The sequence below is a fragment of the Candidatus Amarolinea dominans genome (assembly GCA_016719785.1).
Taxonomy (GTDB): domain Bacteria; phylum Chloroflexota; class Anaerolineae; order SSC4; family Amarolineaceae; genus Amarolinea; species Amarolinea dominans.
The window spans coordinates 1-23014 of the sequence record JADJYJ010000020.1 but is presented as its reverse complement, the minus strand read 5'-3'; the positions used below and the strand labels follow the sequence as shown (position 1 = coordinate 23014).

Here is a 23014-nt window from a genome sequence, read left to right as displayed (position 1 = left end):
GGTAGGGGGGTGAGGTGAGGTGAGGCGTCATTTACTCAAGGCGGGCGCGGCGGCGGGCGCCGGTCACGGCGATCAACAGGAGGACCGCCAGCAGGGCGGACGCGGCCCACAGCCACGGGGTGATGCCCGTCGCGGTCAGGCCGCTCAGGCGCACGGCCGTCGGCTGTTCGGCGATGGTCCACACGTAAGGCGCCATCATGCCCACGTTGTCGTTCTCCGAGCCGCGCAGGTTGCCGGGGTTGACCGTGACGACGAAGGTGCCAGGGCCGAACGGCTGCACCGGCGTGAACGTGAAGGTGGTGGTGGCGTCATCGTAGGCCGTGGCGCCCGGAATCAACTGACCGCCGGTTGTCATGACGGTGATGGTGTCCGCGGCCACGGTGGCCGGGCTGACCGGCCGGTTCATGCGCGCCCACACCGACGTGAAGAAGTCGGGGCTGTTGGGCCGTGCGCTCGTGTGTCCGGTCTCCACCACCAGTAGGTCGCGCCAATTCTCCAGGTCAACCAGGTTGACCGTCTGCACGCCGCCCTGGCTGAAGACCACGTCCATTTGGCGATTGGCAACGCCAACCAGGGTGCCCCAACGTTCCACAGTGTCCCAAGAGCCACGCGTGAACTTGTACTGCAGGTGCATCCCTTCCAAACCGGGCCGTGTGATGGTCCAGTGCGTGTCATCCACGCGCGTCAAAGGCAGGTAACCAGGGTTCCATTGCGTGCCAAAGACGCTGGACGTATCGCCGGCGATGTAGATCGTATCGGTCGGCGGGGTGAAGGCCGGAAGGGTCAGGTTCCAGGTGATCTGCACCGTGCGCTGTTCCGCGGTGATGTCCACGCTATTCGAAAAGCCCGACTCGTTGAAGCTGGTGTCAATGGCCGTCACCGTGTAGCGATAAGTATGACCAGTCGCGACATCGGTGTCGGTGTATTCGGTGGTGGGCGCCAGCACATAGGCAATCAACACCGCGCTGGTCGGCGCATCCGCGGTCAGCATTTCGCGGTAGACGCCATAGGCAGCAGTGTCAGGATCAGGCGAGGCATCCCAGGCAATGATGATCTCGGCCGCGGAGCGCGAGACCTCGTGCAGGTTCAACGGCGCCGCGGGCGGGGTCGTGTCGCCGGAGCTGATGACATGCAGCAGGCCGGCCTGGTTTGGATCGTAACCGTTACCGGTGCCGTCGCGATCAGCGTACAGCCAGTCACGGCCGTTGGTCGTGGTGTAGCGCACCGCGTAGGCGTAGTCGCCGATGGGGTGCGGCAGCATGTCGCCCATGAACTCATCGTTGCTACCCGCATCCACGTTGAAGGTCATCGGGAACCAACTCCAACCCGTGGCGGGGTCCGATCCCACCGGCCCGTAGCCGACTTCGGCCATCAGGCTTGGGGTGGGGCCGGGCTGCCCGGTAGCGCCATCAATCCACGCCTGACCGTAAACGGTGTCGGTGCGATCGCTGAAGCTGATGACGTGCGTCATCTCCGGCGGCCATTGCAGGTTGGCCCAGCCAATGGTGTAGTGCGGAATGGCCATGGCCGGCGCCGAGGCCTGGCTCTTGAGGCCCGCCGGCGTTACCGCCTTGACGTTGTAGTAGTATTGCAGGCCGTTGTGTACGGTGTTATCGGTGTAGGTGGTGCCCAGCACCAGCGCCGCGCTGATCTGCTCATAGCCGCCGTCCACCACGCTGCGATAGACATGATAGCCGGCTACAACGGCATCGGCGGGCGCGTCCCAGTTCAGGATCACGCTGCCGGAGCCTTCGCTGGCGGTCAGGCCGGTGGGTGCGGAGGGTCGCGTCATGTCCAGGCCAGGCCGGCTGACCCAGACGCGTGCGCCCATGCCGCTCACGTTGAAGGTCATCGTGCGAGCTGCGCCGACGGTCAGGCTGGTACCCGGCTCCAGGCCGTCGTCCAGCACGGCGCCTTCGGGCACGTAACCGTCCACATCGAGGGTGACATCATGGGCCACGGTGTCGCGGTTGATGGCAATCACAGCCACGCCGGTGTTGTCGCGGCGGCCATAGACCAACACCTTGTTGGCGTCGTCGGTCTCGAGGGTGTTCCACGAACCGGTGCGCAGGAAACTCTTACTGTTACGCAGGCTGGTCAGCGTGCGATAGTGCTGCAGCAGGTCGGTGTCCGCCTGACGCCAGGCGGGCAGTGTGCCATAGCCGGCCTCATCGGACCACGGGTAGGGTTGGCGGTTGTACGGGTCATCGCGCGGGATGTCGCTGCCGTAGCCGGCCAGGCCGACTTCATCGCCGTAGTAGATCGTCGGCGCGCCCGGTACCGTCATCTGCACCACGGCCAACAGGGCCAGGCGCTCGCGGCCGTCCTGGAAGCCGTTGACGGGCTGACCGCCCGCGATGCCGTCATGGTCGAGCACGCGCACCGGCCGGTTGGTGTCATGACTGCCCAACAGGTTCATGGCCGACTCGAAGGCGGGCGCGGGGTAGTCTTCCTGGATGGTGCGCATCATGTTGTCGAACTGCGTGGGCGACAGCGGGTTGATCGTGTTGTCGCCGTTGTTGTCGTTATCGCTCCAGACCGTGTCGCGCATGAAGCCGAGCATGGCCTTGCGGAAGCGATAATTCATGGTGGAGTCGAACTCATCACCCAGCAGGCGGAACTTGGCGTCATCTTCGCCCCAGGTTTCGGAGAAGAGCATCGCGTCGGGGTAGCTGGTCTTGACGACCGTGCGGAAGGTCTCGAAGAACGTCGGGTTGACGCCGACGATGTCGGGCACCACGTCAATGCGCCAACCGTCCGCGCCGCGGGCGAGCCAGTAGGTGGCGACGCCGTTGGGGCCAAACCAGTAGTTCAACACATCGGGGTGTGCGGTGTTGATCTGCGGCAGGGTCTGCACGCCAAACCAACCGGTGTAGTTGGTGTCACCCGCGCAGACGCCGCTGCCAGGCGGGTTGGCGGGCTGGAAGAAGAACCAGGTGCGATAGGGGCTGTTGAGATCTTCACAGGCGCCCACTTCAGGGTGGCGGCCAAAACGATCAAAGAAGGGGCTGTCCGAAGAGACATGGTTGGGCACGCCGTCGAGCACGATATACATGTCACGGTTGTGCGCCTGCGTCGTCAACTGCTCGAAGAGGGCCAGGGTGGCCGTGTCATCGCCCAGCACGCCCATCGTCGGATCAATACGCAGGTAGCTGCGGCCGTCGTACTTGTGGTTGGATGGTGAATCGAAGATAGGATTGAGATAGACGGTCGTCACGCCCAGGTTTTGCAGATAGCCCAGCTTGCTGATCAGGCCCTGCAGGTCGCCGCCATAGGAGGTGCTGCTGTAGGTGCCGTACCAGTCGGGGTTGGCCGTTGGGTCATTAGGCTCAGGGTCCGGCACGATGGTGTTCCAGGGCGTGATCGGGAAACGATGACCGCGCTCCTGCGGATAGAACCAATCCACGGCCGTTGGGTCGTTGCTGGCGTCGCCATTGCGGAAGCGATCGGGAAAAACCTGGTAGATGATCGCATTCCTGGCCCAGGCCGGTGTGTCGAAGCCTGGCTCGTAGACGTAGATGTTCCACGAGACGTCCGGCGAACTGTTGTAGGGCTGGCCCCAACCGCCATCGCGCGCGGCGTCATCCTCATAATAGACCACCGCCGTCCCATCTTCGATGATGAAGCGGTAGTAGAGGATGCTCAAATTCGCGCCGACATTGAGGGTCGTTTCCCAGTATTCGTAGCCGAAAAGGTTGGCATCCGGGTCCGTGGCTACTTTGGCCATGTTGTAGACGGTCTGGCCCTGCTGCGCGCTGTCCCACACACGCGCCTTGACGCGCTGCACGTCGTTGGCGTAGGTGCGGAAGCGCAGCGTCACATTGCTGTTCTTCGTCACCGCGCCAAAGGGGTCGCGGTAGAGGCCGCTGCGGCTGTCGTGACCCAGGCCGTCCCACCAGATGTTGTCATCGCCCACCTGGGGAGCGGGCGGGTTGTTGATGCTGTCCCGAATCTGGTGCGTGGTGTCGTTGTAGCCAAAGGTGACGACCGTGCGCGTGCCTTCAGCTCCCGGCACCACCAGGCCAATGTTCGGACCGCCGGGGACACCGCCTGCGCCGTAGTTCTCATCCCACGACTCATTGAGCGCCACCTTGTATTCGTAGCTGCCGGCCGGTATGTCGAACGACGTCTCGAACCAACCGTCGCTGTCGCGGTCTTTCAGCCAGCCGACGAGGTTGTCTGGCGCCCAGTCCTGTCCGCCAAGCACGCCCATCAGGCTGCCGACGAGCACGGGGATGCGGTAGTTGGGACGGCTGGCCACCATGTTGCCATCGCGGCGGTCATAGTAGAAATGAACGGTCTCCCCGCCCACGGTGGTGAAGGGGACGTTCGGACCGCCGGGTACGCCGTTCAGGCCGTAGTTCTCATCCCAGGTGCCGCCTACCGTGGCCTTGAACTCATAGGAGCCGGCCGGGATGGCGTTGGTGGTGAACTTCCAGACCTGGTCGCTATTGCCATCGCTGGCCTGCGTGTTGGTGTTACTGGGATCCCAGTCGTTGCCGAGGCCGGCCGCGCTGACGTAGCCGCCGGGAAATGTCACCAGCAGGTTGGGCGTGGCCGCAGGCGCCACCGAGGCAGAGCCGACGGGCGCCAGGCCCAGGAGCATGGTGAGGACTACAAGCAGAGAGACGAAACGAAATGCTTTCATGACGAATCCTCCATCGTAAGAACGAGCTGCCGATCAGGAGACCGGCAGTATCTCAGGGTTTCGATGGCATCTCCTGACAGGTGAAGATGCCCCCACTCAACGGGGGGATTGATGCAGATTACTTCATCTGCCTGATCTTGTTCTCGATCGCCGCTTGCGCCGCCTTCATGGCAGCGGCCGGCGTCTGAGAACCGTTCCAGATCGCGGTCGTAACATCACCCACCGCGTCCCACTGGGCCTCCGCGAACGGCGTGTTGGCATTCGGTACGCCGAGTGCCAGCGCGGCCGCGAAGCCCTGAATCGTGGTCGCGGTTGCCAACTCAACCGAGCTGAGGGCTGCGGAAGCCGCGGGCACGGTCTTGTTGATCAGCGCGAGGCCCTTCTGGACGTCTGCACTGGTGAAGTACCTCATGACGTCCAGCGCGGCTGCGGCATGCTCACGCTCAACCGCATTCGGCGTGAGCATCAGGGTCCTGATGCCCACGAACGGGCGACCGAACGCCTTCAGACCGTAGTCCAGCCCGGCAGCTTCCACGTCAGCGATGGCCCACCGGTCAGTCCACCACGCGGCCGCCTGGCCTTCCAACAGCATGTACCTGCAAATGTCGTGGCTGGTTTCTTTCGGCGCGTACGCGCTGAAGGCCTTGATCCACTCTGCGGCAGCCAAACCTTCAGGGGTGTTCAGATAAACCTTGCCCTGGTCATCCACATAGCTGGGAACACCGTGGCCAAAGTAGATAGGCGCCACATGGTACGCATCGGAATTGCCCAGGCCCTGGTTGCAGATGAGGAACTTGCCGGGGTTCTTCTCAGCAAAAGTCTTGGCCGCGGCCAACAGGCCCGCGAAGTCCTGCGGATCGGTCGGGAAGTCCGATTCGTTCACCAACGCCTTGTTGTAGACCAGTGTGATGCCTTCCTCGGTTTCGGGCAGGCCCCAGATCTCGCCGTTCCAAATCATGCCGTTGACGGGGGCCGCTTCGTAAGTGGACTTGAGGAAAGCTTCGTCAACCCCGAGGTCGTTCAGTGGGACAATGTTGCCAACGAGCGCGTTATTGCCGATCTGGTCATTGGTCCAGGCCACGATGTCGGGGCCTTCGCGGACCGGCACGGCAATGGCCAGGGCGTCGCTCAGATTGTCAACCTTGGAGAGTTCGATCGTGATGCCAGGGTGCGCCGCTTCGTAGGTCCTGAACGCAGTCTCGATGGGCTTCAGATAGTCGCCGGCCCAACCGTGCCAAATGATGATCTGGATAGCTTCCGCGGACTTGGTCGGCGCAGGAGTCTTCGTTGCTTCAGGGGTCTTCGTTGCTTCGGGGGTCTTCGTTGCTTCCAGGAGGCTTGGTGGCTTCAGGGATCGTGGTCGGAGCTGGCGTCGGAGTCGCGCCGCCACCGCAGGCACTGAGGATGAGGCTCAGTACGATGAACAGAGCCGCAACGGCAGACACAGACCTCTTCATAATTCTTCTCCCTCCAACAGTCAACTTATTATATCACAAACCGACAGACATTTCCAGGGCGTCAGGCTGCCCAAAGGGCGCCTGCGCGGGCAGTCCACGCGCACGGGCTTGGTTGTTTTGGGGTTGCTCTCAAAGTTGGGTACAATAGGCCTTATCTACAACTCGACTTATTCCCGATAAGGTCTGATGGCGCAGTCTGCATGTTATGGAGCAAGCAAAGGAGTGTGCCGTGGAGCGTGAATACCTGGCCTGGCAAGACGTGGATGCCCTCATTGATCACCTGATCCCGCAGTTCAAGCGGGGTTACGATGCGCTGCTGATGATTACACGCGGCGGTATTATTCCCGGCGGCCTCATCGCCGAGGCGCTCAGCCTGCAGGTTGTGCTGACCGCGGCGGTGGACTTCTTGCCGTCGTCCGAACAAAAACTGGCCTGGCCGACTTTCTGGCAGTTCCCGGCCGATTCCCAACTGCGCCACAAGACTATCCTGGTGGTAGACGACATCTGGGACAGTGGGCGTACCATCATGACCGTCAAGGGCCGCACCGAAGCGGTGGGGGGCGTCGTCGAAACGGCTGTCCTGCACTACAAGCCGGGGCAGTCGTTCTTTGCACGTGAGGGGCCAAACTACTACGCGGCCATCACGCACAAATGGATCGTATATCCCTGGGAAATTGACCGCGGGCGCGACCTGATGATGCGACCGCTCGTCCCCGTATTGTCTTGAACGAGAGTGGGCATGTCTTTTCCACAAGCTGAAATTGTTTGTCACAACGGCCGCCTGGTGACGGCGGCGCAGGCGCAGGTGCCGGTGTTTCATCCAGCCCTCTACGGCGCCTATGGCATCTATGAATCTATCCAGGTCGCGTCCGGCGTGATCTTTCACCTGGAGGAGCACCTGGCGCGGCTGGCCGGCTCGGCCGCGATCCTCGAAATGACGCTGCCGCATGACCGCGCACAGATCGCGAGCTGGATTCCCGCGCTGCTGGCGGCCAGTCAACTCCAGAGCTGCCTGCTGCGGCTTTTTGTGCTCGGCGCCAATGGCGGCGCCGAAGGTGATTCATTCATCTGGGCGCAGAGTTTGCCGATCTATCAGGCGCAGTTCTACAGCGAAGGCGCGGGCGCGGTGACCTTCGAAGGCGAACGCGCCTTGCCCCAGGCCAAATCGCTCAACACGCTGGTCAATTTCCTGGCCCGCCGCCAAGCGCAGCGCCAGGGGGAGCATGAAGGGCTGCTGCAGAGTCGCGGTACGATCAAAGAAGGTTCCAGTTCCAACCTGTTCGTTGTGCGCGACGGGCGCCTGCTGACGCCGCCGCCGGAGGAGGTGCTGGCCGGCGTCACAGCCGACATCGTGCTGGCCCTGGCCGCACGCGAAGGCATCGAAGTCGTCGCCGCGCCGCTGGCAGAGAGCGAGATTTGCGCCTGGGATGAGGCCTTTCTCACCAGCACCAGCCGCCACATCATGCCGCTGGTGCGCATCAACGGTCAGCCGATCGGCGACGGCCGCCCCGGCCCCATCACCCAACATCTGAGCCGCTGCTTCGAAGGGAACTTCCAGGCTGCCATCGCGGCGCAAACACCTGCAGACGGTTGACTTGGCGCCTGAAATAAAGTGCGGCGGGATTCCCACAATCCCGCCGCACTCACACAGGAGGTACACACGCTAACCAAGCGTAGCCGCCGAAATCAAGCCAAAACAAATTCCCGATTGCGTACCGGACGATAATTGCTCACCTCGGCGTGGTCATAGATCACGTCGGCCAGGATGGCGATGTGCGCGGGGGTGGTGCCACAACAACCACCGACGATTTGTGCGCCAATCGCCAGCCAACTGCGCACATGGCGCCCGTAAGCCTCGGCTGAAATATCCTCAGTAAAATCCCATCCCCAATCCGATTGTGCATGACCGACGTTGGCATAGGCGCCAATCGGCCGATCCGTCACCGCCCGCAACTCTTGCAGGGCAGACAATACCGCCGGTGTTGACATGCAGTTGACCAGCAGCCCCAGCGGGTCGAGCGGTGCCAGCGCGGCAGCAGCCTCGGCCAGGGTCTCACCGTTGAGCAGACGCTGGTTGTTGCCACACACAAAGCTCACCATGAAGGGCAGACCGGTGCGCTGCGCCGCCGACGCGGCTGCCACGGCCTCGCGGATCGTGTTCATCGTTTCCACCAGGATCAGGTCCACCCCGGCCGCCGCGAGGTAGCGCGCCATCTCATCGTGCTCAACCTCGCACTCGGCCTGGGTTGGCGTCAGGTGCGGCGCGTAGCAATCTTCCAGCGGGCTCATCGAGCCGGCAATCAGGACACTGCTGCGTAAACCGGCATCCCGTCGCGCCTGAATCGCCAACGTGGCCGCACGGTAGGTCAAGGTTTGCGCCCGATCGCCCAACCCGGCGCGCGCCAGGGTGCGCCGATAGGTGCGAAAGCTATTGGCCGTCAGGATGTCCGCGCCGGCCGCCAGGTAATCGAGGTGAATCTGGCGCACCGCTTCCGGCTGGTTGATCAACGCCGCGGCCGACCACAACGGCAGCGGCGTCGGAATCTGACGCCGCTGTAGTTCAGTGCCGGTTGCGCCGTCGAGCAATATCGTATCGCCCTGGCCAAGCCGCTCTTGGAGCGAAAGCATCGCAGACTCCTCATGATTCGCAGCAGTTGCGCCCAGTGTATCACCGCGCAACGGCCACTAACATGATGAATGTCAGTTTGTGATGATGTTTACAAGAGCGGTCACGGTGCGCTGAGCACGGCGTAGTGCTTGGGCAGGGTGCGCGCCAGGTGCTGATCTGCCTGTGCCCAGGTGTGCCGGCCATTGGCAATGGCGCCGCCATCGTTGACCAGCCCCATGCGCGCCAGCAGATTGATGAAGTATTGACCGCGATAGAAGTTGGAATCGTGCGGCTCCCGCGACTCTGGCCCGTATTCGATGAACCAGTGCAGGTGTTCGAAGGCGTCAGCCGGCGTGTTGAGGAGAAGATTGGCGGGGTTATTGGCCACAGCGAACTGAATGTTTCGTGGAGAGCCAAACACAGGATCAAAGAGTCCATTCTGGAACGAACGATCATCCAGGCTGATGCCCAGGCGCACGCTCGTCGTGTCGTTGGTGACCAGCGGGTTGGACAGCGGCGCGGTCAGGGTCACCCCCAGGGTGGAGGTCACCACGTTGGAAATCACGCCGGCGTAGAAGAAAAGGCCATCATAGGCGCCCACAGTCGCAAACCAATCAGGATGCTGCGTCGCAATTTTGACCGCCATGAAGCCGCCCAACGAAAATCCATCCACCCCGCGATGGGCGGCGCCTGGCAGCACCGGATAGTTGGCATTGATAAACGGGATCAGGTCCTGCAAGAAATAATCCTCGAAGCGGCCCGAACCAACCCCGCGGGCGCCATGCGTCTTTTCCGGGTCAATCATGTTGACCAACATGCCGCTGTACACATTGTCGTTACTGGAAATGCCTGGAAAGACCAGCACCATCGGGCCAATGGCGCCGGCAGCCACCAATTCTTCGTAAACGTCAATCACATTGCGGTTGCCGCGCGACATATCCTCGGCCGGGTTCACCCATTCGCGCTCATGTCCGCGGAACAGATAGAGCACAGGATAGCGCTCAGCGGGATGCGCAGCGGCGTCCGGGGGCACGTAGATGAAGAACGTCTTGCGGATGCCCAAGGCCCGGCTGAGAAGCTGCACACGTTGGGCACGTGGATCATACGGATTAACCAGGGATGGATCCGGGGTTGGCGTGGTGATGCCGGCTTCCTGGCGCAGGTCTGACCAGCCGGCCAGTTGCAGATCAATCGCGCGCGCGGTCTCAACCAACAGCACATGATTGGGAACCGGCTGCCCCGTTTCGTCAGCCTCGCGCTTGGCCCAACTGCCGCGCGTGAATGTGTATTCCAACGTTTGCCCCTTTTCTACTGTCAGGGTTAGCGTCGCCCGGCCCTGCTGGCGCACCAGGCGCAGTGCCGGATCGGCGGCCTGCCATTGGTTCCAATTGCCGCTGAGAAAGATCTCCTCGTCGGGCGGCGTGCCCGCGGGCAGCGTGACGGCCCAGGTCAAAGTGACGGCGCTGGCGGCCGGGGTCGTTGCCGGCCCGGGGCGCGAATCGCAGGCATTGAGCAGGGCGAGCATGCACAGGAGACACAACCAGGTGGGCCTGGCGAGCAGGGAGTGGGGGACGGAAGGCCAGCATCGTTTACGTTGCATCATGGGTGATAGACATCGTCCGGTTGCGCCCGGCGCCGCGCGCAGCTAAGCCGCGCCGGCTGACGCAGGAGCCATCAGGGAATCATAGCGAATCAAGGCCACGCCTGCCTGCGACAGGAAGGCGCGGGCGTTTTCGTCCGGATAATCGCCCGCATAGACCACGCGCAGCAAGCCAGCATTGATGATCATCTTCGCGCAGGTCAGGCACGGCTGGTGCGTCACATAAACCGTGCCACCTTGCACAGAGACCCCATGCAGGGCGGCCTGCAAAATGGCGTTTTGCTCGGCATGCAGCGTGCGCACACAGTGGCCGTCCACCATCAGGTGGCCGATGTCGTCACAGTGCGGCAAGCCGGCGGGTGAGCCGTTGTAGCCCGTGGTCAGAATCCGGCGCTCCTTGACGATGACCGCGCCCACCTGCGCGCGATCACATGTGCTGCGCGTGGCAACCTGCGCGGTGATACTCATGAAGTATTGATCCCACGGTGGACGACCTGACTTGGCCGTGGCGCCCATCATCCGGTGCCAAACTGCCGGTCGCCGGCATCGCCCAGGCCCGGTACGATGTAGCCAATCTCGTTCAGGTGCAAATCGAGCACAGCGATATGAATTGGGACATCGGGATGGGCCTCGTGCAAGGCTGCGACACCCTCCGGCGCGGCGATGATGCCCACGAACTTGATGCGGCGTGCGCCCCAGCGTTTTAGAATGTCAATGCAGGCCACGGCCGAGCCGCCCGTCGCCAGCATGGGGTCCAACACCAGGCAAACCTGCACCGTCGGCGCCACCGGCAGCTTGTTGTAATACTGCACGGGCCGCAGGGTCTTCTCGTCACGATAGACGCCAAGATGCCAAACCTCAGCACCCGGCATCATTTCCCAGATGCCTTCCACCATACCCAGGCCAGCGCGCAGAATCGGCACCAGGCCGATCTTCTCAGCCAGGATCGTGCCGTCCGCCTGTCCCATCGGTGTTGTCACCGTCACTGGCGAAAGTCCCAGGTCGCTCGTCGCCTCATAGGCCAACAAGATGGCAATCTCGCGGATCAGCTCGCGGAACTTCTTCGGCTCGGTCTGGATGTCGCGCAGCAGAGCCACCTTGTGTCGAATGAGCGGATGGTTCGAGACAAATAGACCTTCCACGGCCTAACGCTCCCAATCAATCTGAGTGGGCGCCAGGCCGCGCCTGACCAGGCGTTCCACGTCTTGCTGACACTTCAAGCAGAGCGTGGCGTCCGGCTTGACTTCCAGCCGCGCCGGGTCAATGGGCTGACCGCAGCGTTCGCAGACGCCATACAGACCTTTGCTAATAGCCCGCAGCGCGCTGTTGATTTGTTCCAGACGACGCTCCAGGGTATTGAGCAAGGCCAGGTTCTTCTCGCGCTCGAAAAGATCTGGATCGCCCTCCTCCGCATCAATATCAACTTCGCTCTTCAACCATTCACCCAGGTGCTGAATCTTGGCTTCGAGGTCCGTGCGTCCGGCTTCCAGCTTTATCCGCTCGCGGTCTACCAATTCTTCACGATTCATCTGATCCACACTCCATCCCACATACAGCCATTGCGCCACACTAAGAGCGCGCCTGTTATACCACGAAATGAAATTCACGTCAATACACCCTGCGCCTCACCAACTTGGGGTTCCCTATTGCTTTTGGTATAATCCAGCCGAACAAGAGTTCGGGCGACGGCACATCGTGCTGCGCCGACCGCCAGCAAGAGAGATGAGACGACAGGCATGACTGACCGCACCATTGCAGCATCCAAACGCCCGGAAGAGATCGCCCTCGATGCCGCCCTACGCCCACGCACCCTGACCGAAATGATTGGCCAGGACAGGCTGCGGGACAACCTGCGCATTCTGATCGAAGCCGCCAAGCGCCGTAAAGAGACCCTGGACCATGTCCTGCTCTACGGCCCGCCCGGCTTGGGCAAGACCACGCTGGCCGCGGTCATCGCCAATGAGATGGGCGCCAATCTCAAAGTCACGGCCGGCCCGGTCATCGAGCGCGCCGGCGACCTGGCCGCCATCCTGACCAACCTGAGCGGGGGCGATGTGCTCTTCATTGATGAAGTGCATCGCCTCGGTCGCGCCGTCGAAGAAATTCTCTACCCCGCCATGGAAGACTACGCGCTCGACATCGTCATCGGCAAAGGCCCCAGCGCCCGTTCCATCCGCCTCAAGCTGCCGCGCTTCAGCGTGATTGGCGCCACAACCCGCCTGGCGCTGATGACCGCGCCGCTGCGGGCACGTTTTGGCGCCGTCTACCGTTTCGATTTCTACACACAAGACGCCCTCGAAAGCATTGTGACGCGGGCCGCCGCGCTCCTCAAAGTCCCAACGTCGGCGGATGGCGCCAGTGAGATCGCCCGTCGCGCCCGCGGCACGCCGCGCATCGCGCTGCGCCTCCTGCGCCGCGTGCGTGACTACGCGCAAGTGCGCGCCGATGGCGTCATTGATGCCGCGGTCACGGATGCCGCCTTGCGCCTGCTCGACATTGACGAACTCGGATTGGACGACCTCGATCGCCAGGTTCTGCGTGCCATCATCGAAAAGTTCGGCGGTGGACCGGTGGGCCTGGAAACAATCGGCGCCTCCATTTCCGAGGAGGCCGACACCATCATGGATGTCGTGGAGCCATACCTGCTGCAGCTCGGTTTCCTGGACCGCACCCCGCGCGGGCGCACGGTCACCGCGCGCGCCTATCACCACCTGGGACTGACGCCGCCCGCCGCGGCCAGCGCGACCCAGGCGCCCCTCTTCAGCCCTGACCTGCCGGCCGAGGCCGAGTAGGACCACGCGTGATCCTGCCGTGAAAACCTCAGACTTCGACTACGACCTCCCAGCGGACCGCATCGCACAGACGCCAATCGAGCCACGCGATGCCTCGCGCCTGCTGGTGGTGCATCGTCCGTCCGGCGAGCTTACCCATCGGTCCTTTGCTGCCATCGGTGACTATCTGCGGCCCGGCGACATTCTGGTCGCCAACGATAGTCGCGTCCTCCCCGTGCGCCTACACGGGCGCAAAGAGAGCGGCGGCCAGGTTGAGGTGTTGCTGCTGACCCGCGTCAGCGACGTGCGTTGGGAGGCCCTGGTACGCGGCCATCGCCTGCGCCCTGGCCTGGTCATCGAACTAACCGCACCGGCCGCGCCCACCCTCCGCGCCCACATCGTGGCCGAGTTGGCGGCCGGCAGTCGTCTCATCGAATTCGAACGCCCGCCCCTGCCTGAGTTGGCGCGCCTGGGCGAAGTCCCCTTGCCGCCCTACATTCACGAACCCTTGCGCGATGCCGAGCGTTATCAGACCATCTACGCCCGGGTCAGCGGTTCGGCGGCCGCGCCCACGGCCGGGCTGCACTTCACCCCGACCTTGATCGAGCGCCTGGCCGCGCAAGGCATCGGCTTTGCCTTCATCACCCTGCACATCGGGCTTGATACTTTTCGGCCGCTGCGGGTGGAACGCATTGCCGACCACCAGATGCACCACGAATGGGCCGAACTGACGCCGGCCGCTGCTGCTGCCATCGAAGCCCATCGCCGCGCCGGCGGACGCTGCGTGGCGGTGGGCACCACAGCCGTGCGCGTGCTTGAAACGGCCAGCCGCCAGCCGGGCAGCGAGGGCAGCCTGCGCCCATTCAGCGGCTGGACCAACCTCTTCCTGACACCGGGCGCCGTCTTTCACACCGTGGATGCCCTGATCACCAATTTTCATCTCCCGCGTTCCACCCTGCTCATGCTCGTCAGCGCGTTTGCCGGCAAGCCCCTGATTGATCGAGCCTATGCTGCGGCCATCCAACAGGGCTATCGGTTCTTTTCCTTCGGCGACGCCATGCTGTTGTTATAGGCGCGGCCTGGCCTGTCGTCTCATCCCAGTCTACGTCCCGGTTTTTGGTTTATGGCAAGTTATGCAGTAGAATGATAAAGAGCAGTGCCATTCGTCGTAGCAACATGCCATTTCTCACTCCTGACGGTGTTGGGGTCTGCAGGTCGGCCCAAACACCTTTTTCATGATTGCCAGAGAAGTAATCACAACGGGAGAAGTAACTGAATGGGAGCAAGAGGGAGAGGACATGCAACAACAGATTGACCGTTTCCTTGCCAGCCTTGCCAGCAAGAAAGGCAAAAAAGGCAAAGAAAACACCGTTGCCGCGTATCATAACGATCTCGGTCAGTTCTTCGCCTATGTGCATGATCGCAGGCGCGACGGCACCCCAACGACCTGGAGCGACATCAGCACCAACGACATCATTGATTATGTCCTCGATCTGAAGCAGCGCGAGTATGCGGCGGCCAGCATCGCGCGCAAAATCGCGGCCATCAAGTCGTTCTTTCATTATCTGATGGACACACAGATCGTCAGTGACGACCCGAGCAAGCCGATCACCACACCGGCGGTTCTGAAAGCCCCGCCCCAGATCATGGATCAAGCCACGGTTGAGCTCTTACTCGCAGCGCCGGCGCAGGGATCGCATCCCAAAGCCCTGCGCGACAGCGCCCTGCTGGAACTGCTGTACGCAACCGGCATGCGCACCAGTGAAATCGCCGCGCTGAACATCAACGACGTCAGTCTGCAGGCTCACATCGTCTGGTGCGAACGCTACGACAAGGACACGCGTGCCATCCACCTCAGCGAGCGGGCGGCCAACGCCCTGGCCACTTACCTGGCGGACGGGCGCCCGCACCTGACAGGCATCCGTGCCAAAAACGAGGCTCTGTTCGTCAACCATCGCGGCCAGCGCCTGACCCGCCAGGGCCTTTGGTTGATCGTCAAGTCCTATGCCGAACAAATAGGCATGGCCGCAGATGTGACGCCGCACGTTCTGCGCAGCTCGTCCGCAACGCACAGGCTGGCCAGCGGTACGGCAGACATGGTGAGTGAAGTGCAGAACGCGCTGGGTCATGCCAGCCGCGCCACAACCCTTATCTACGCCGGCCTGACCGCACAGCGAGCCGCAGAAAACGACCAGCAAGGCGGAAACTCATGAACAAAGAATTTGTGACCTCCGAGGACGTGGCGCAAGCCGTGGCGTATGTCCGCAGTCAAACGCGGCAGCAACCGCAGGTGGGCCTGGTGCTCGGATCAGGCTTGAGTGGACTGGCCAGCGCGGTCACCGATGCCGAACGGATCGCTTTCGGTCGCATCCCGCATTTTCCCGTCAGCACGGTGGAAGGACACGATGGCGCGTTGGTCATCGGCCGGCTGCAAGGCCAGGATGTCCTCGTCATGCAGGGCCGGGTCCATTTTTACGAAGGTTATTCCATGCAGCAGGTGACGCTGCCCATGCGGCTGATGCAGCGGATGGGCATTCACACCGTCATTTTGACCAATGCCGCGGGTGGCATCAATCCCGCGTTTCACGCCGGCGAGTTGATGCTCATCAACGACCATATCAACCTGATCGGCATGGCCGGGCAGAATCCGCTGCGCGGCCCTAACGACCCGATCTTTGGGCTGCGTTTTCCCAGCATGACCCGTGTGTATGATGCGCAGTTGCGCGCCCTGGCCCTGGCTACGGCCGCCCGCCTGCAAATTCCCTTGCGCCAGGGCGTTTACATGTGCCTGGCCGGGCCATGCTTCGAGACGCCGGCCGACATCCGCTTCCTGCGCACCATTGGCGCCGATGCCGTGGGCATGTCAACCGTGCCCGAAGCCGTGGTGGCGCGCCATGGCGGTATGCGAGTGCTGGGCATTTCCACCATCAGCAACATGGCCATTGACGACATTGACAGCGAGGCCGAAACCACGCACCAGGAAGTGCTGGAAACCGGCAAACTGGTCGTCCCACGGCTGACGGCCCTCCTGCAAGCCATCCTCGCCGACCTACCCGCGCCCGGGAAACCGGCCGGAGCCTGAAAAAGCCTCATGGCTATCATCGTCAAGCTGATCAGTGACTATGCGCCCTGGGTCTACGCCGCGTGTGCGCTCGTTGCCCTCTGGTATTTGCGCGTGGCCGTGCAAGCGCGGCAGGAGCGACGCCAGGCGGCCTTCAGCCTGGAACGCGAAGCCGCGCTGAACAAGACCTATCAGGCGCTCAACATCGGTGTCTTCCTGCTGGTGATGATAGGCATCGTTTACTTCATCAGCCACAACCTGGCCACCGCGTTGCAGCCTTTGGTAGACGCCGTGGTGTCACCGACGCCAACCGCCCTGACCCTGCCCACGCTGACGCCCACACCAGAGCCAGCCACGACCACCCCCACACCCTCGCCCGTCCCTACCAGGAAGCCGACGCCGCGACCGACACCCACCGTGCTGCTCAGCCCCACCGCGCCGCCCATTGTCGCGCCGCGTTGTCCGGATTCTCGTGCTCGCCTCTTGCGCCCCGGCGTCAACGAGATCGTCAGCGGCACCGTGCAAATCGTGGGCAGCGCTGAGGCGGAGCGATTCGATTACTATAAACTGGAATTCAAACCAAGCGGCGCCGCGGGCGATCCAACCTTCATTGTCTCCTCGCGACAGCCCGTGCCCAGCGGCGTACTCGGCAGTTGGAACGTCGCCGGGCTGGCGCCGGGCGCCTACACGCTCTATCTGCGCACCGTTGACGTCACCGGCAACTTTGGCGAATGTAGCGTGCAGGTGCAGGTCAACCGGCCCTGAAATGGCGCATGTAACCCGCCTGCCGGCTCACTCGTTGCAGCATGGTGCAGAGACACCATCATCAGCGGGAGAGAATTCACCGGCATGGCCTACGTTGAGGTCGCGATGTTAAGCCAGGCACAGTCCACCACGGCCGCGCCGCGTGCCCTGGAAGAACTGTTCGAGCGGCTCTATGTCCAGTATCACCGCCCGCTGTTCAGCTATGTGCTGCGGCTGGTCGGTCATTGGGAACAGGCCGAAGACCTGACCCAGGAAACCTTCGTCAAGGCCTACCATGCCCTGGCGCGCCTGCCGGCCGATTCCAATTACCGCGCCTGGTTGTATCGTATCGCTACCAATACCTGCTACGATGCACTGCGCCGCAAACGCTTGATCCAGTGGCTACCCTTCTTCGATGACGATGCCGGCCCACAGACCGACAGCCCGGAGCACGCCACCGCCGAGGCGCTGGCGGTGCGGACGGCGTTGGCCCAACTCCCGGCCGATCAACGCACCTGCCTGGTACTCTACATTTATGACAGTTTCTCCACAGAAGAAATCGCCCAGGTCATGGGCTGTTCACGTGGCGCGGTCAAGACCCGCCTCTTTCGCGCGCGCGAACGTTTCCGCCAGGTCTACGTGGGTGTCGAGGAGAGAAGGCCATGACCAACGCTGAACATCGCCATCTGCGCCTGCTCCTGGCGCACTATCGCGAGCTGGATGACCCCGCCCGCACGGCCGTGGATGCCCACCTGCTCACCTGCGCCAACTGCCGCCTGGCGTTGGCCGCCTACGCCGAACACGAAGCGCTCCTGTTGCGGGGTCTGCCGGCACGCGCACCATCTCCGCGCCTGGCCGCCGGCCTGCATCGCCAACTGACGCCGCGTCACCTGGGTGTGCCCTGGTATCGTCGCCTGGGCAGTGAGCTGGTCTTTGCCGCCGGCGTTGCCCTGCTGGTGCTCACCTTCATGGGTGTGATTCGCCTGCAGCAGCAGCGCCCGCAAATCACGGCCGGCACCGCCACACCGATCAGCATCGTGGCGCCAGCAGCGAGCGCGACACCCATCGCCAGCATCACAACCGCGCCCTCGGCGCTGGTTTCACCCACACCCGCAGCAGCGCAAACACCCGCGGCAACGCCCGGCACTCCCGCCCCCACCTGGCCCTGGCTGGTCTACACGCTGGATACCAACAACAGCAGGTCACTCTATACCGCCCGCGTCGACGGAAGTGATACGCGCCTGCTCCACCGATGGCCGACCCGTTTACCCGGCGCGCCTGCGCTCAGTTTGGATGGGCGCTGGCTGGCGTACGGATTGGACGGCCTGTGGCTCCTGCCGCTCAACGGCGAGGCCGCTCTCAACCTGTTGCCGCCCGACCGCGTGAACGGCCAGGTGACGGCACTGGCCTGGGCGCCTGACAGCCTGGCCCTGGCGCTCGTCATCCAACGCCCCAACGGCACCTACCAGGTGACCATCGTGCGCCTGCAGGCCGATCTGCCCACGGACAACTTCAGCTTTGACCAGGGCTATCCGCGCCTGCTCGGCTGGAATGCGGACGCCAACACGGTGCTGGTGCTGCTCAGCGCCAACGAGCAGGAAGACAGCAGCGGGCAGATTCAGGCGCTGACGCCAGGCCAGCCCGTCGCCTCACAGCCCTATCTGTACGAGGCCGGCCCCAACTGGCGTCTGCATGCGCCAACCCTCGGCCCGCGTGGGCGCTCGGCCTACTATCTGGCCGATAGCCCGCAAGGCGCCTCAGTCCTGGTGCGCCAGGACCTGAGCAGCGGCCGTCAAACCATCGCGCTGTCGGCCACATTGCCCATCGAGAGCTATGTGCTGGCGCCGGACGAAGATTATGTCATGTACACCGTGGCCGCCGATAAGCGCACCGCCCGCGTCACCGACGTGCGCTTGCTCGCCTTTGCCAGCGGCAAGCCATCCGCGCTCACCGCCTTGCCCGGCGCAGGGGCACGGTTGCTGACCTGGTCGCCCGCCATCCCCAACGCGCTCGATGCCTGGGTGTTATGGGAACCTGCGTTCGACACAACCGGCAATGCCGGGCAGTCGCTGCATCTGCTGCGACCTTCGGACCAGGTGAGCACGACGCTCAGCCTGCCCGTGTCGGCGCTGCACGTAGCCGGCTGGCGCACGGCCCCGCCGCCCGCTGCCCCGACCGCCGACGAAACCAACTTCGACGCGGTGCTCGCCAGCCTCGATCGCGCCCTTGCCGAGAGCGATGGGCCTGGCCTGGCGCACTGGTTGACCGATCAAGGCTGGGTTTCCTGCACCTACGGGCAACCGTGTGACCAGGGGCCGCGGACCACCGCCGCTGGCCTGGCCACACTGCTGCGCGCGCTGAACGGGTCGCAGGCGCGCATCGAGGCGCAGCGTCTGCCCGTCAACCCGCCGGACTTCCAGCCGCCGGGTGAGGCGACGGTGCTGGTGCGACGGCAAACAAACGCCGGTGCATCCGACAGCCTGCACCTCTACCTGCACCGTCGCGCGGATAACACCTGGCGTGTGGTCGGCGCCTTGCTCGACATTCCTTACTACGATGCGCCGGCCCTGGCCGATGTACGCGCCGCGCCGGCGGCCTTTGCCGGGCGCGAGGTCGTCATGACCGGCGCCTACCTGACCTCCGCGGCGGGCGATCTGCCCGCGGACGCACCCCGCCTGGGGCAGTGGGTGTTGCGCGACAGCAGCGGCGCCTCGGTGTGGGTACGCAATGCCAGCGCCGATCTCACGCAAGGTCTGCTGGACGGCAGCGAGGTGCAGGTCTTTGGCCTGCTCAAGATGGAACAGGGCTGGCCGTTCCTGGAAGTACGCTTCGTGCAGGCGCTGCCCGCGGCCGGTTCCTGATGTGAAAATAGCCCTGTAACTTCTCCTGTAATCACCACGACGCCCGAGATATTCGCGCCAGTGGTCCAGCCTGAACAGATGTTGCTGCCTGAGCCACCCCCGATTGCGCCGATCCCGCCCAGCGCAGTGCGCCTGCCCCAGGGCGTATTCTCGCGGCCCCGCCAGCAAGGAGTTCGTCTACGCGCCCGACCAGCGGCCCGCCTGGATCAAGACCCGCCAGCTCAAGGACGCCGCGACCAGCAGCTACCTGGAAGCCTGGGGCTACTTCGACGGCCTGGGCCGCAGCCTGCAAAGCCAGGCCCCGCTGGCGAACGGCAATCGTAGCGTGACCTCCACCGGGTATAACGCGCTCGGCCAGACCGCCTACAGCAGCGCGGCCTACGAAATCGCGGCCGGCAGCGGCTACGTCGCGCCCACGTGGACGAACCTGGCAAACTATGTCTACACCACCTACGACGAGTTGGGCCGCACGGTGCGCAACGAGACGCGCAGCGGCGCGACCCAGTTGTTGGCCACGCGCGCCACCTACGACGTCTGGCTGGCGTCCAGCTACGACGCCAACGACCATCGCCAGGACGCGGTCAGCGACGCGTTCGGCCAGACGACCCAGGTGCTGGAGTACAACACCGGCGGCGCCACCTACACCACGAACTACGCCTACGACCTGGCCGGCCGCCTGACGGGTGTCACGGATGCGGCCGGTAACCCGACCAGCATCGGCTATAACCTGCTGGGCCGCAAGACGGGCATGACCGACCCCGACATGGGCAGTTGGACCTACGGCTACGACAACGCCGGCAACCTGACCAGCCAGAAAGACGGCGCGAACCGCTGGCTCTACCTGGAGTACGACGCGCTCAACCGGCTGATCCGCAAGCGCCAGGATAGCGCGGCCGGCGCGATCCTGGCCGAATGGCTCTACGACGCGACCGGGCAGCTCGGTTTGCCCTCCAAGAGCAAGGTCTACAGTAGCCAGGGCACGACCGAAGTCTACACCGTCGCCTACGATGTGAACAACCGGCCCACGCAACAGCAATACACCGTACCGGGCACGGGCGGCGGCACGTTCCGCCTCGACACCGGCTACACCACGGCCGGCCAGCGCTCCACGCTGCGCTATCCCGGCGGCAATGCGGGCCAGCAGGGCGAGCTCGTCACCTTCGGCTACAACGCGGTGGGCCAGCTCGCCAGCGTGACGGGCGACGACGGCACGCAATACGTCGCGGCCACCAGCTACAACGCGCAGGGCCAGATCAGCGAGCAGCGCGTGGATTCCGGCGCCAACGGCTTCACGCGGCAATACGGCTACAACGCCAGCACCCTGCGCCTGGAGACTATCAAGGCGGGCACGGCCAGCCCGTGGGAGAACCTGCAAAAGTTGACCTACGCCTACGACCTGGCCGGGAATGTCCAGACGTTGGCAGACAGTGCGAACAGCGGCCAGGTGCAAACCTTCGGCTACGACTGGCTGGATCGCCTGACCACGGCGGCTACGAATGCGGCAGGCGTGGGCCAATACAACCACACCTACGCCTACAACGCCATCGGCAACCTGACCAGCTACAATGGCGCCGCCTACACCTACGGCACGAAGCCACACGCCGTGACCGGTGCGTTCGGCAACGCGTATGGCTATGACGCCGTGGGCAACCAGACCAGCCGTACCATTGGCGGAATTGCCTACACCCAGGCCTTCGACTATGACAACCGCCTGCTGGGCGTGGCCGGCGGCGCGGTGAGCGCCACGTTCCTCTACGACGCCGACGGGAACCGGGTCAAAAAGGACCGTCGCAGGTGTGACGACCGTCTACATCGCCGGCATCTACGAATACCAGAACGGCGCGGTGACGAAGTACTACGAAGGTGGGGCCATCCGTCGCACCGGTTATGCCTCCGACAATGGTGTGTTCTACACGCTGAGCGACCAGTTGCACTCGACGAGCGTGCTGGTGAATCAGAACGGCACGGTGAACAGCCGCAACTTACTATCCCTACGGTGGCAATCGCGGCGGGAGCGCGTTCAACGGCATCACGACCAAGCGGTTCACCGGTCAATATCACGAGCAAGGCCTGCCCGGCGGCGAAGGGTTGGCGTACTACAACGCGAGGTGGTATGATAGTCAGGTCGGCATGTTCATCAGCGCGGATACGATCGTGCCGAGTCCGCTCGCGCCGCAGTCGTTTAACAGGTACGCCTACGCCGGCGGGAATCCGCTGCGGTACATCGATCCGACGGGTCATAGCGTGGATTCTGGATTGGCCGACAGCAGTTGTCGGCTGGGGAGCAAACCCAACAACTCACGATCCAGTATGTTGCCCAGCGATACACACCAAGACAAGCATTATTACTGAGCAGTTTATCCGAGCAATCGGACGAGAGGCTACGCGGTTCTGTTGCCACCCTCAACTGCTCGCGCAGCCAGCATGTACGCAGAAATGAACAGCCGTACGGTGAAGGACGATGAAGATGGCGCAGTGGCAACCGCTGACGGTGTGCGTCAGAAATGTGGGGCTTTTTGACAAACTGATGGCGGCGATAGGGCAGAAACGATAGGGAGATCAGAGTTTTTGGTCCTGCTAAAGCCAAGCCGAGTGCGGTACTCAACCCCAGCATCACCGTGCCCACGCTCAGAGCGGCATCGGTCTCGGTGCCTTCTACCGGCGCTTGATGCTGCGGTGCAGTCTCTGACTTCGACAGGAGCGTGCAGTTTGTCGCCGCATACCTCAAGGGGCGAATGACTTGCGCATGGGTGACCCCACCGGGCAGCGGGAACTCACGTAGCTCCGACATGCTCAAAGTTGACATGCAGATCGTTCGGGCGGCGTAAATCAATGTCTTGTGTCATTTCTGAAAAGAGTAATGGCACGCCTGAATACTACCAGACGAGCACCTATATTGATGCGAGGGGCGTAGGGGAGGAAGCTTACCGTGGCTTGACGCCTTTCAGGAAATCTTCACGCCTTGATTTCCGCTCTGTGTGTAGTGAATAATTGCGTAGGAGTAGTGCAATGCGTAACCTCCAATGGATGTTCTGACTGTAGTGGCGCAGTGGTAGTAGTGTTGATACCAGCACGCAACTGCTTACGTGAAGAAAGCGCGGTAGGAGGTGATGCGGCGTACTCGAGAACGCCCCTCCCTCCCACAGAGCGGTCTGTATGAGTGAGCTGTATTTTTCTGGAAGGCGGCAACAACGCCAAGATTTGTGTAAGTGTTTGATAACGTGCGTAGTCGGTTCATCCCCAGCAGACCTGAAATCCAAGACT

General features: G+C 63.1%; 16 protein-coding genes and 1 pseudogene. 10 read left to right on the top strand and 7 right to left on the bottom strand.

Annotated elements, in window-relative coordinates:
• Positions 1-31: 31 nt before the first annotated feature.
• Together IPM84_19210 and IPM84_19205 are read right to left on the bottom strand one after the other, a co-directional pair.
• A complete protein-coding gene (locus tag IPM84_19210) occupies positions 32-4648 on the bottom strand; it encodes an alpha-amylase (protein MBK9094852.1) in 4617 nt (1538 codons plus the stop codon).
• A 118-nt stretch (positions 4649-4766) separates the two neighbouring features.
• Positions 4767-6105, bottom strand: a pseudogene (locus tag IPM84_19205) (extracellular solute-binding protein).
• A gap of 229 nt (positions 6106-6334) precedes the next feature.
• Between IPM84_19205 and IPM84_19200 the strand changes: the two are divergent.
• Together IPM84_19200 and IPM84_19195 are read left to right on the top strand one after the other, a co-directional pair.
• Positions 6335-6832 carry a phosphoribosyltransferase gene (locus IPM84_19200; GenBank protein MBK9094851.1) on the top strand — a complete coding sequence of 166 codons (498 nt, stop codon included), beginning with the start codon at positions 6335-6337 and terminating at the stop codon, positions 6830-6832.
• Between the two features lie 12 nt (positions 6833-6844).
• Positions 6845-7699, top strand: coding sequence for an aminotransferase class IV (locus IPM84_19195; GenBank protein MBK9094850.1), 855 nt, complete (start codon positions 6845-6847; stop codon positions 7697-7699).
• Positions 7700-7791: 92 nt separating this feature from the next.
• Here the strand turns inward: IPM84_19195 and IPM84_19190 are convergent, their stop codons facing one another.
• The 5 genes from IPM84_19190 to IPM84_19170 form a co-directional block, all read right to left on the bottom strand.
• Positions 7792-8733 carry a homocysteine S-methyltransferase family protein gene (locus IPM84_19190; GenBank protein ID MBK9094849.1) on the bottom strand — a complete coding sequence of 314 codons (942 nt, stop codon included), beginning with the start codon at positions 8731-8733 and terminating at the stop codon, positions 7792-7794.
• A gap of 101 nt (positions 8734-8834) precedes the next feature.
• Complete coding sequence (locus IPM84_19185) at positions 8835-10238, bottom strand: hypothetical protein (protein MBK9094848.1); 1404 nt, start codon at positions 10236-10238, stop codon at positions 8835-8837.
• 120 nt (positions 10239-10358) lie between these two features.
• Positions 10359-10829: a cytidine/deoxycytidylate deaminase family protein gene (locus tag IPM84_19180; GenBank protein ID MBK9094847.1), complete on the bottom strand. Its 471-nt coding sequence runs from the start codon at positions 10827-10829 to the stop codon at positions 10359-10361.
• A complete protein-coding gene (gene upp / locus IPM84_19175) occupies positions 10829-11455 on the bottom strand; it encodes a uracil phosphoribosyltransferase (protein ID MBK9094846.1) in 627 nt (208 codons plus the stop codon). The genes IPM84_19180 and upp overlap by 1 nt, the downstream gene beginning before the upstream one ends.
• Positions 11456-11458: 3 nt before the next feature.
• Positions 11459-11842, bottom strand: a complete 384-nt coding sequence (locus IPM84_19170) for a TraR/DksA C4-type zinc finger protein (protein ID MBK9094845.1) — start codon at positions 11840-11842, stop codon at positions 11459-11461.
• A gap of 207 nt (positions 11843-12049) precedes the next feature.
• On the opposite strand from IPM84_19170, the gene ruvB reads away from it, so the two are divergent.
• The 8 genes from ruvB to IPM84_19130 all read left to right on the top strand — a co-directional run bounded on the left by ruvB (position 12050) and on the right by IPM84_19130 (position 22190).
• Positions 12050-13105 (top strand): Holliday junction branch migration DNA helicase RuvB, encoded by a 1056-nt coding sequence (gene ruvB / locus IPM84_19165; GenBank protein MBK9094844.1) that lies wholly within the window; start codon positions 12050-12052, stop codon positions 13103-13105.
• Positions 13106-13124: 19 nt separating this feature from the next.
• Positions 13125-14156 (top strand): tRNA preQ1(34) S-adenosylmethionine ribosyltransferase-isomerase QueA, encoded by a 1032-nt coding sequence (gene queA, locus IPM84_19160; GenBank protein ID MBK9094843.1) that lies wholly within the window; start codon positions 13125-13127, stop codon positions 14154-14156.
• A gap of 226 nt (positions 14157-14382) precedes the next feature.
• Positions 14383-15297 (top strand): tyrosine-type recombinase/integrase, encoded by a 915-nt coding sequence (locus IPM84_19155; GenBank protein MBK9094842.1) that lies wholly within the window; start codon positions 14383-14385, stop codon positions 15295-15297.
• Complete coding sequence (locus IPM84_19150; protein MBK9094841.1) at positions 15294-16166, top strand: purine-nucleoside phosphorylase; 873 nt, start codon at positions 15294-15296, stop codon at positions 16164-16166. The genes IPM84_19155 and IPM84_19150 overlap by 4 nt, the downstream gene beginning before the upstream one ends.
• Positions 16167-16175: 9 nt before the next feature.
• On the top strand, positions 16176-16910 hold the full coding sequence (locus IPM84_19145; GenBank protein ID MBK9094840.1) for a hypothetical protein: 735 nt from the start codon (positions 16176-16178) through the stop codon (positions 16908-16910).
• 105 nt (positions 16911-17015) lie between these two features.
• Positions 17016-17555 (top strand): sigma-70 family RNA polymerase sigma factor, encoded by a 540-nt coding sequence (locus tag IPM84_19140; protein MBK9094839.1) that lies wholly within the window; start codon positions 17016-17018, stop codon positions 17553-17555.
• The gene (locus IPM84_19135; protein MBK9094838.1) at positions 17552-19750 is read left to right on the top strand and encodes a hypothetical protein; all 2199 of its coding nucleotides are present in this window, start codon (positions 17552-17554) and stop codon (positions 19748-19750) included. Before IPM84_19140 ends, IPM84_19135 begins: the two co-directional genes overlap by 4 nt.
• A 103-nt stretch (positions 19751-19853) precedes the next feature.
• Complete coding sequence (locus IPM84_19130; protein MBK9094837.1) at positions 19854-22190, top strand: RHS repeat protein; 2337 nt, start codon at positions 19854-19856, stop codon at positions 22188-22190.
• Positions 22191-23014 lie beyond the last annotated feature (824 nt).

Excerpts from the sequence above, each read along its gene's own strand:
- IPM84_19210 (MBK9094852.1), bottom strand. The coding sequence starts at position 4,648 with ATGAAAGCATTTCGTTTCGTCTCTCTGCTTGTAGTCCTCACCATGCTC.
- IPM84_19195 (MBK9094850.1), top strand. The coding sequence starts at position 6,845 with ATGTCTTTTCCACAAGCTGAAATTGTTTGTCACAACGGCCGCCTGGTG.
- IPM84_19190 (MBK9094849.1), bottom strand. The coding sequence starts at position 8,733 with ATGCTTTCGCTCCAAGAGCGGCTTGGCCAGGGCGATACGATATTGCTC.
- IPM84_19185 (MBK9094848.1), bottom strand. The coding sequence starts at position 10,238 with ATGCTCGCCCTGCTCAATGCCTGCGATTCGCGCCCCGGGCCGGCAACG.
- IPM84_19180 (MBK9094847.1), bottom strand. The coding sequence starts at position 10,829 with ATGGGCGCCACGGCCAAGTCAGGTCGTCCACCGTGGGATCAATACTTC.
- IPM84_19170 (MBK9094845.1), bottom strand. The coding sequence starts at position 11,842 with ATGAATCGTGAAGAATTGGTAGACCGCGAGCGGATAAAGCTGGAAGCC.
- ruvB (MBK9094844.1), top strand. The coding sequence starts at position 12,050 with ATGACTGACCGCACCATTGCAGCATCCAAACGCCCGGAAGAGATCGCC.
- IPM84_19155 (MBK9094842.1), top strand. The coding sequence starts at position 14,383 with ATGCAACAACAGATTGACCGTTTCCTTGCCAGCCTTGCCAGCAAGAAA.
- IPM84_19150 (MBK9094841.1), top strand. The coding sequence starts at position 15,294 with ATGAACAAAGAATTTGTGACCTCCGAGGACGTGGCGCAAGCCGTGGCG.
- IPM84_19145 (MBK9094840.1), top strand. The coding sequence starts at position 16,176 with ATGGCTATCATCGTCAAGCTGATCAGTGACTATGCGCCCTGGGTCTAC.
- IPM84_19140 (MBK9094839.1), top strand. The coding sequence starts at position 17,016 with ATGTTAAGCCAGGCACAGTCCACCACGGCCGCGCCGCGTGCCCTGGAA.
- IPM84_19135 (MBK9094838.1), top strand. The coding sequence starts at position 17,552 with ATGACCAACGCTGAACATCGCCATCTGCGCCTGCTCCTGGCGCACTAT.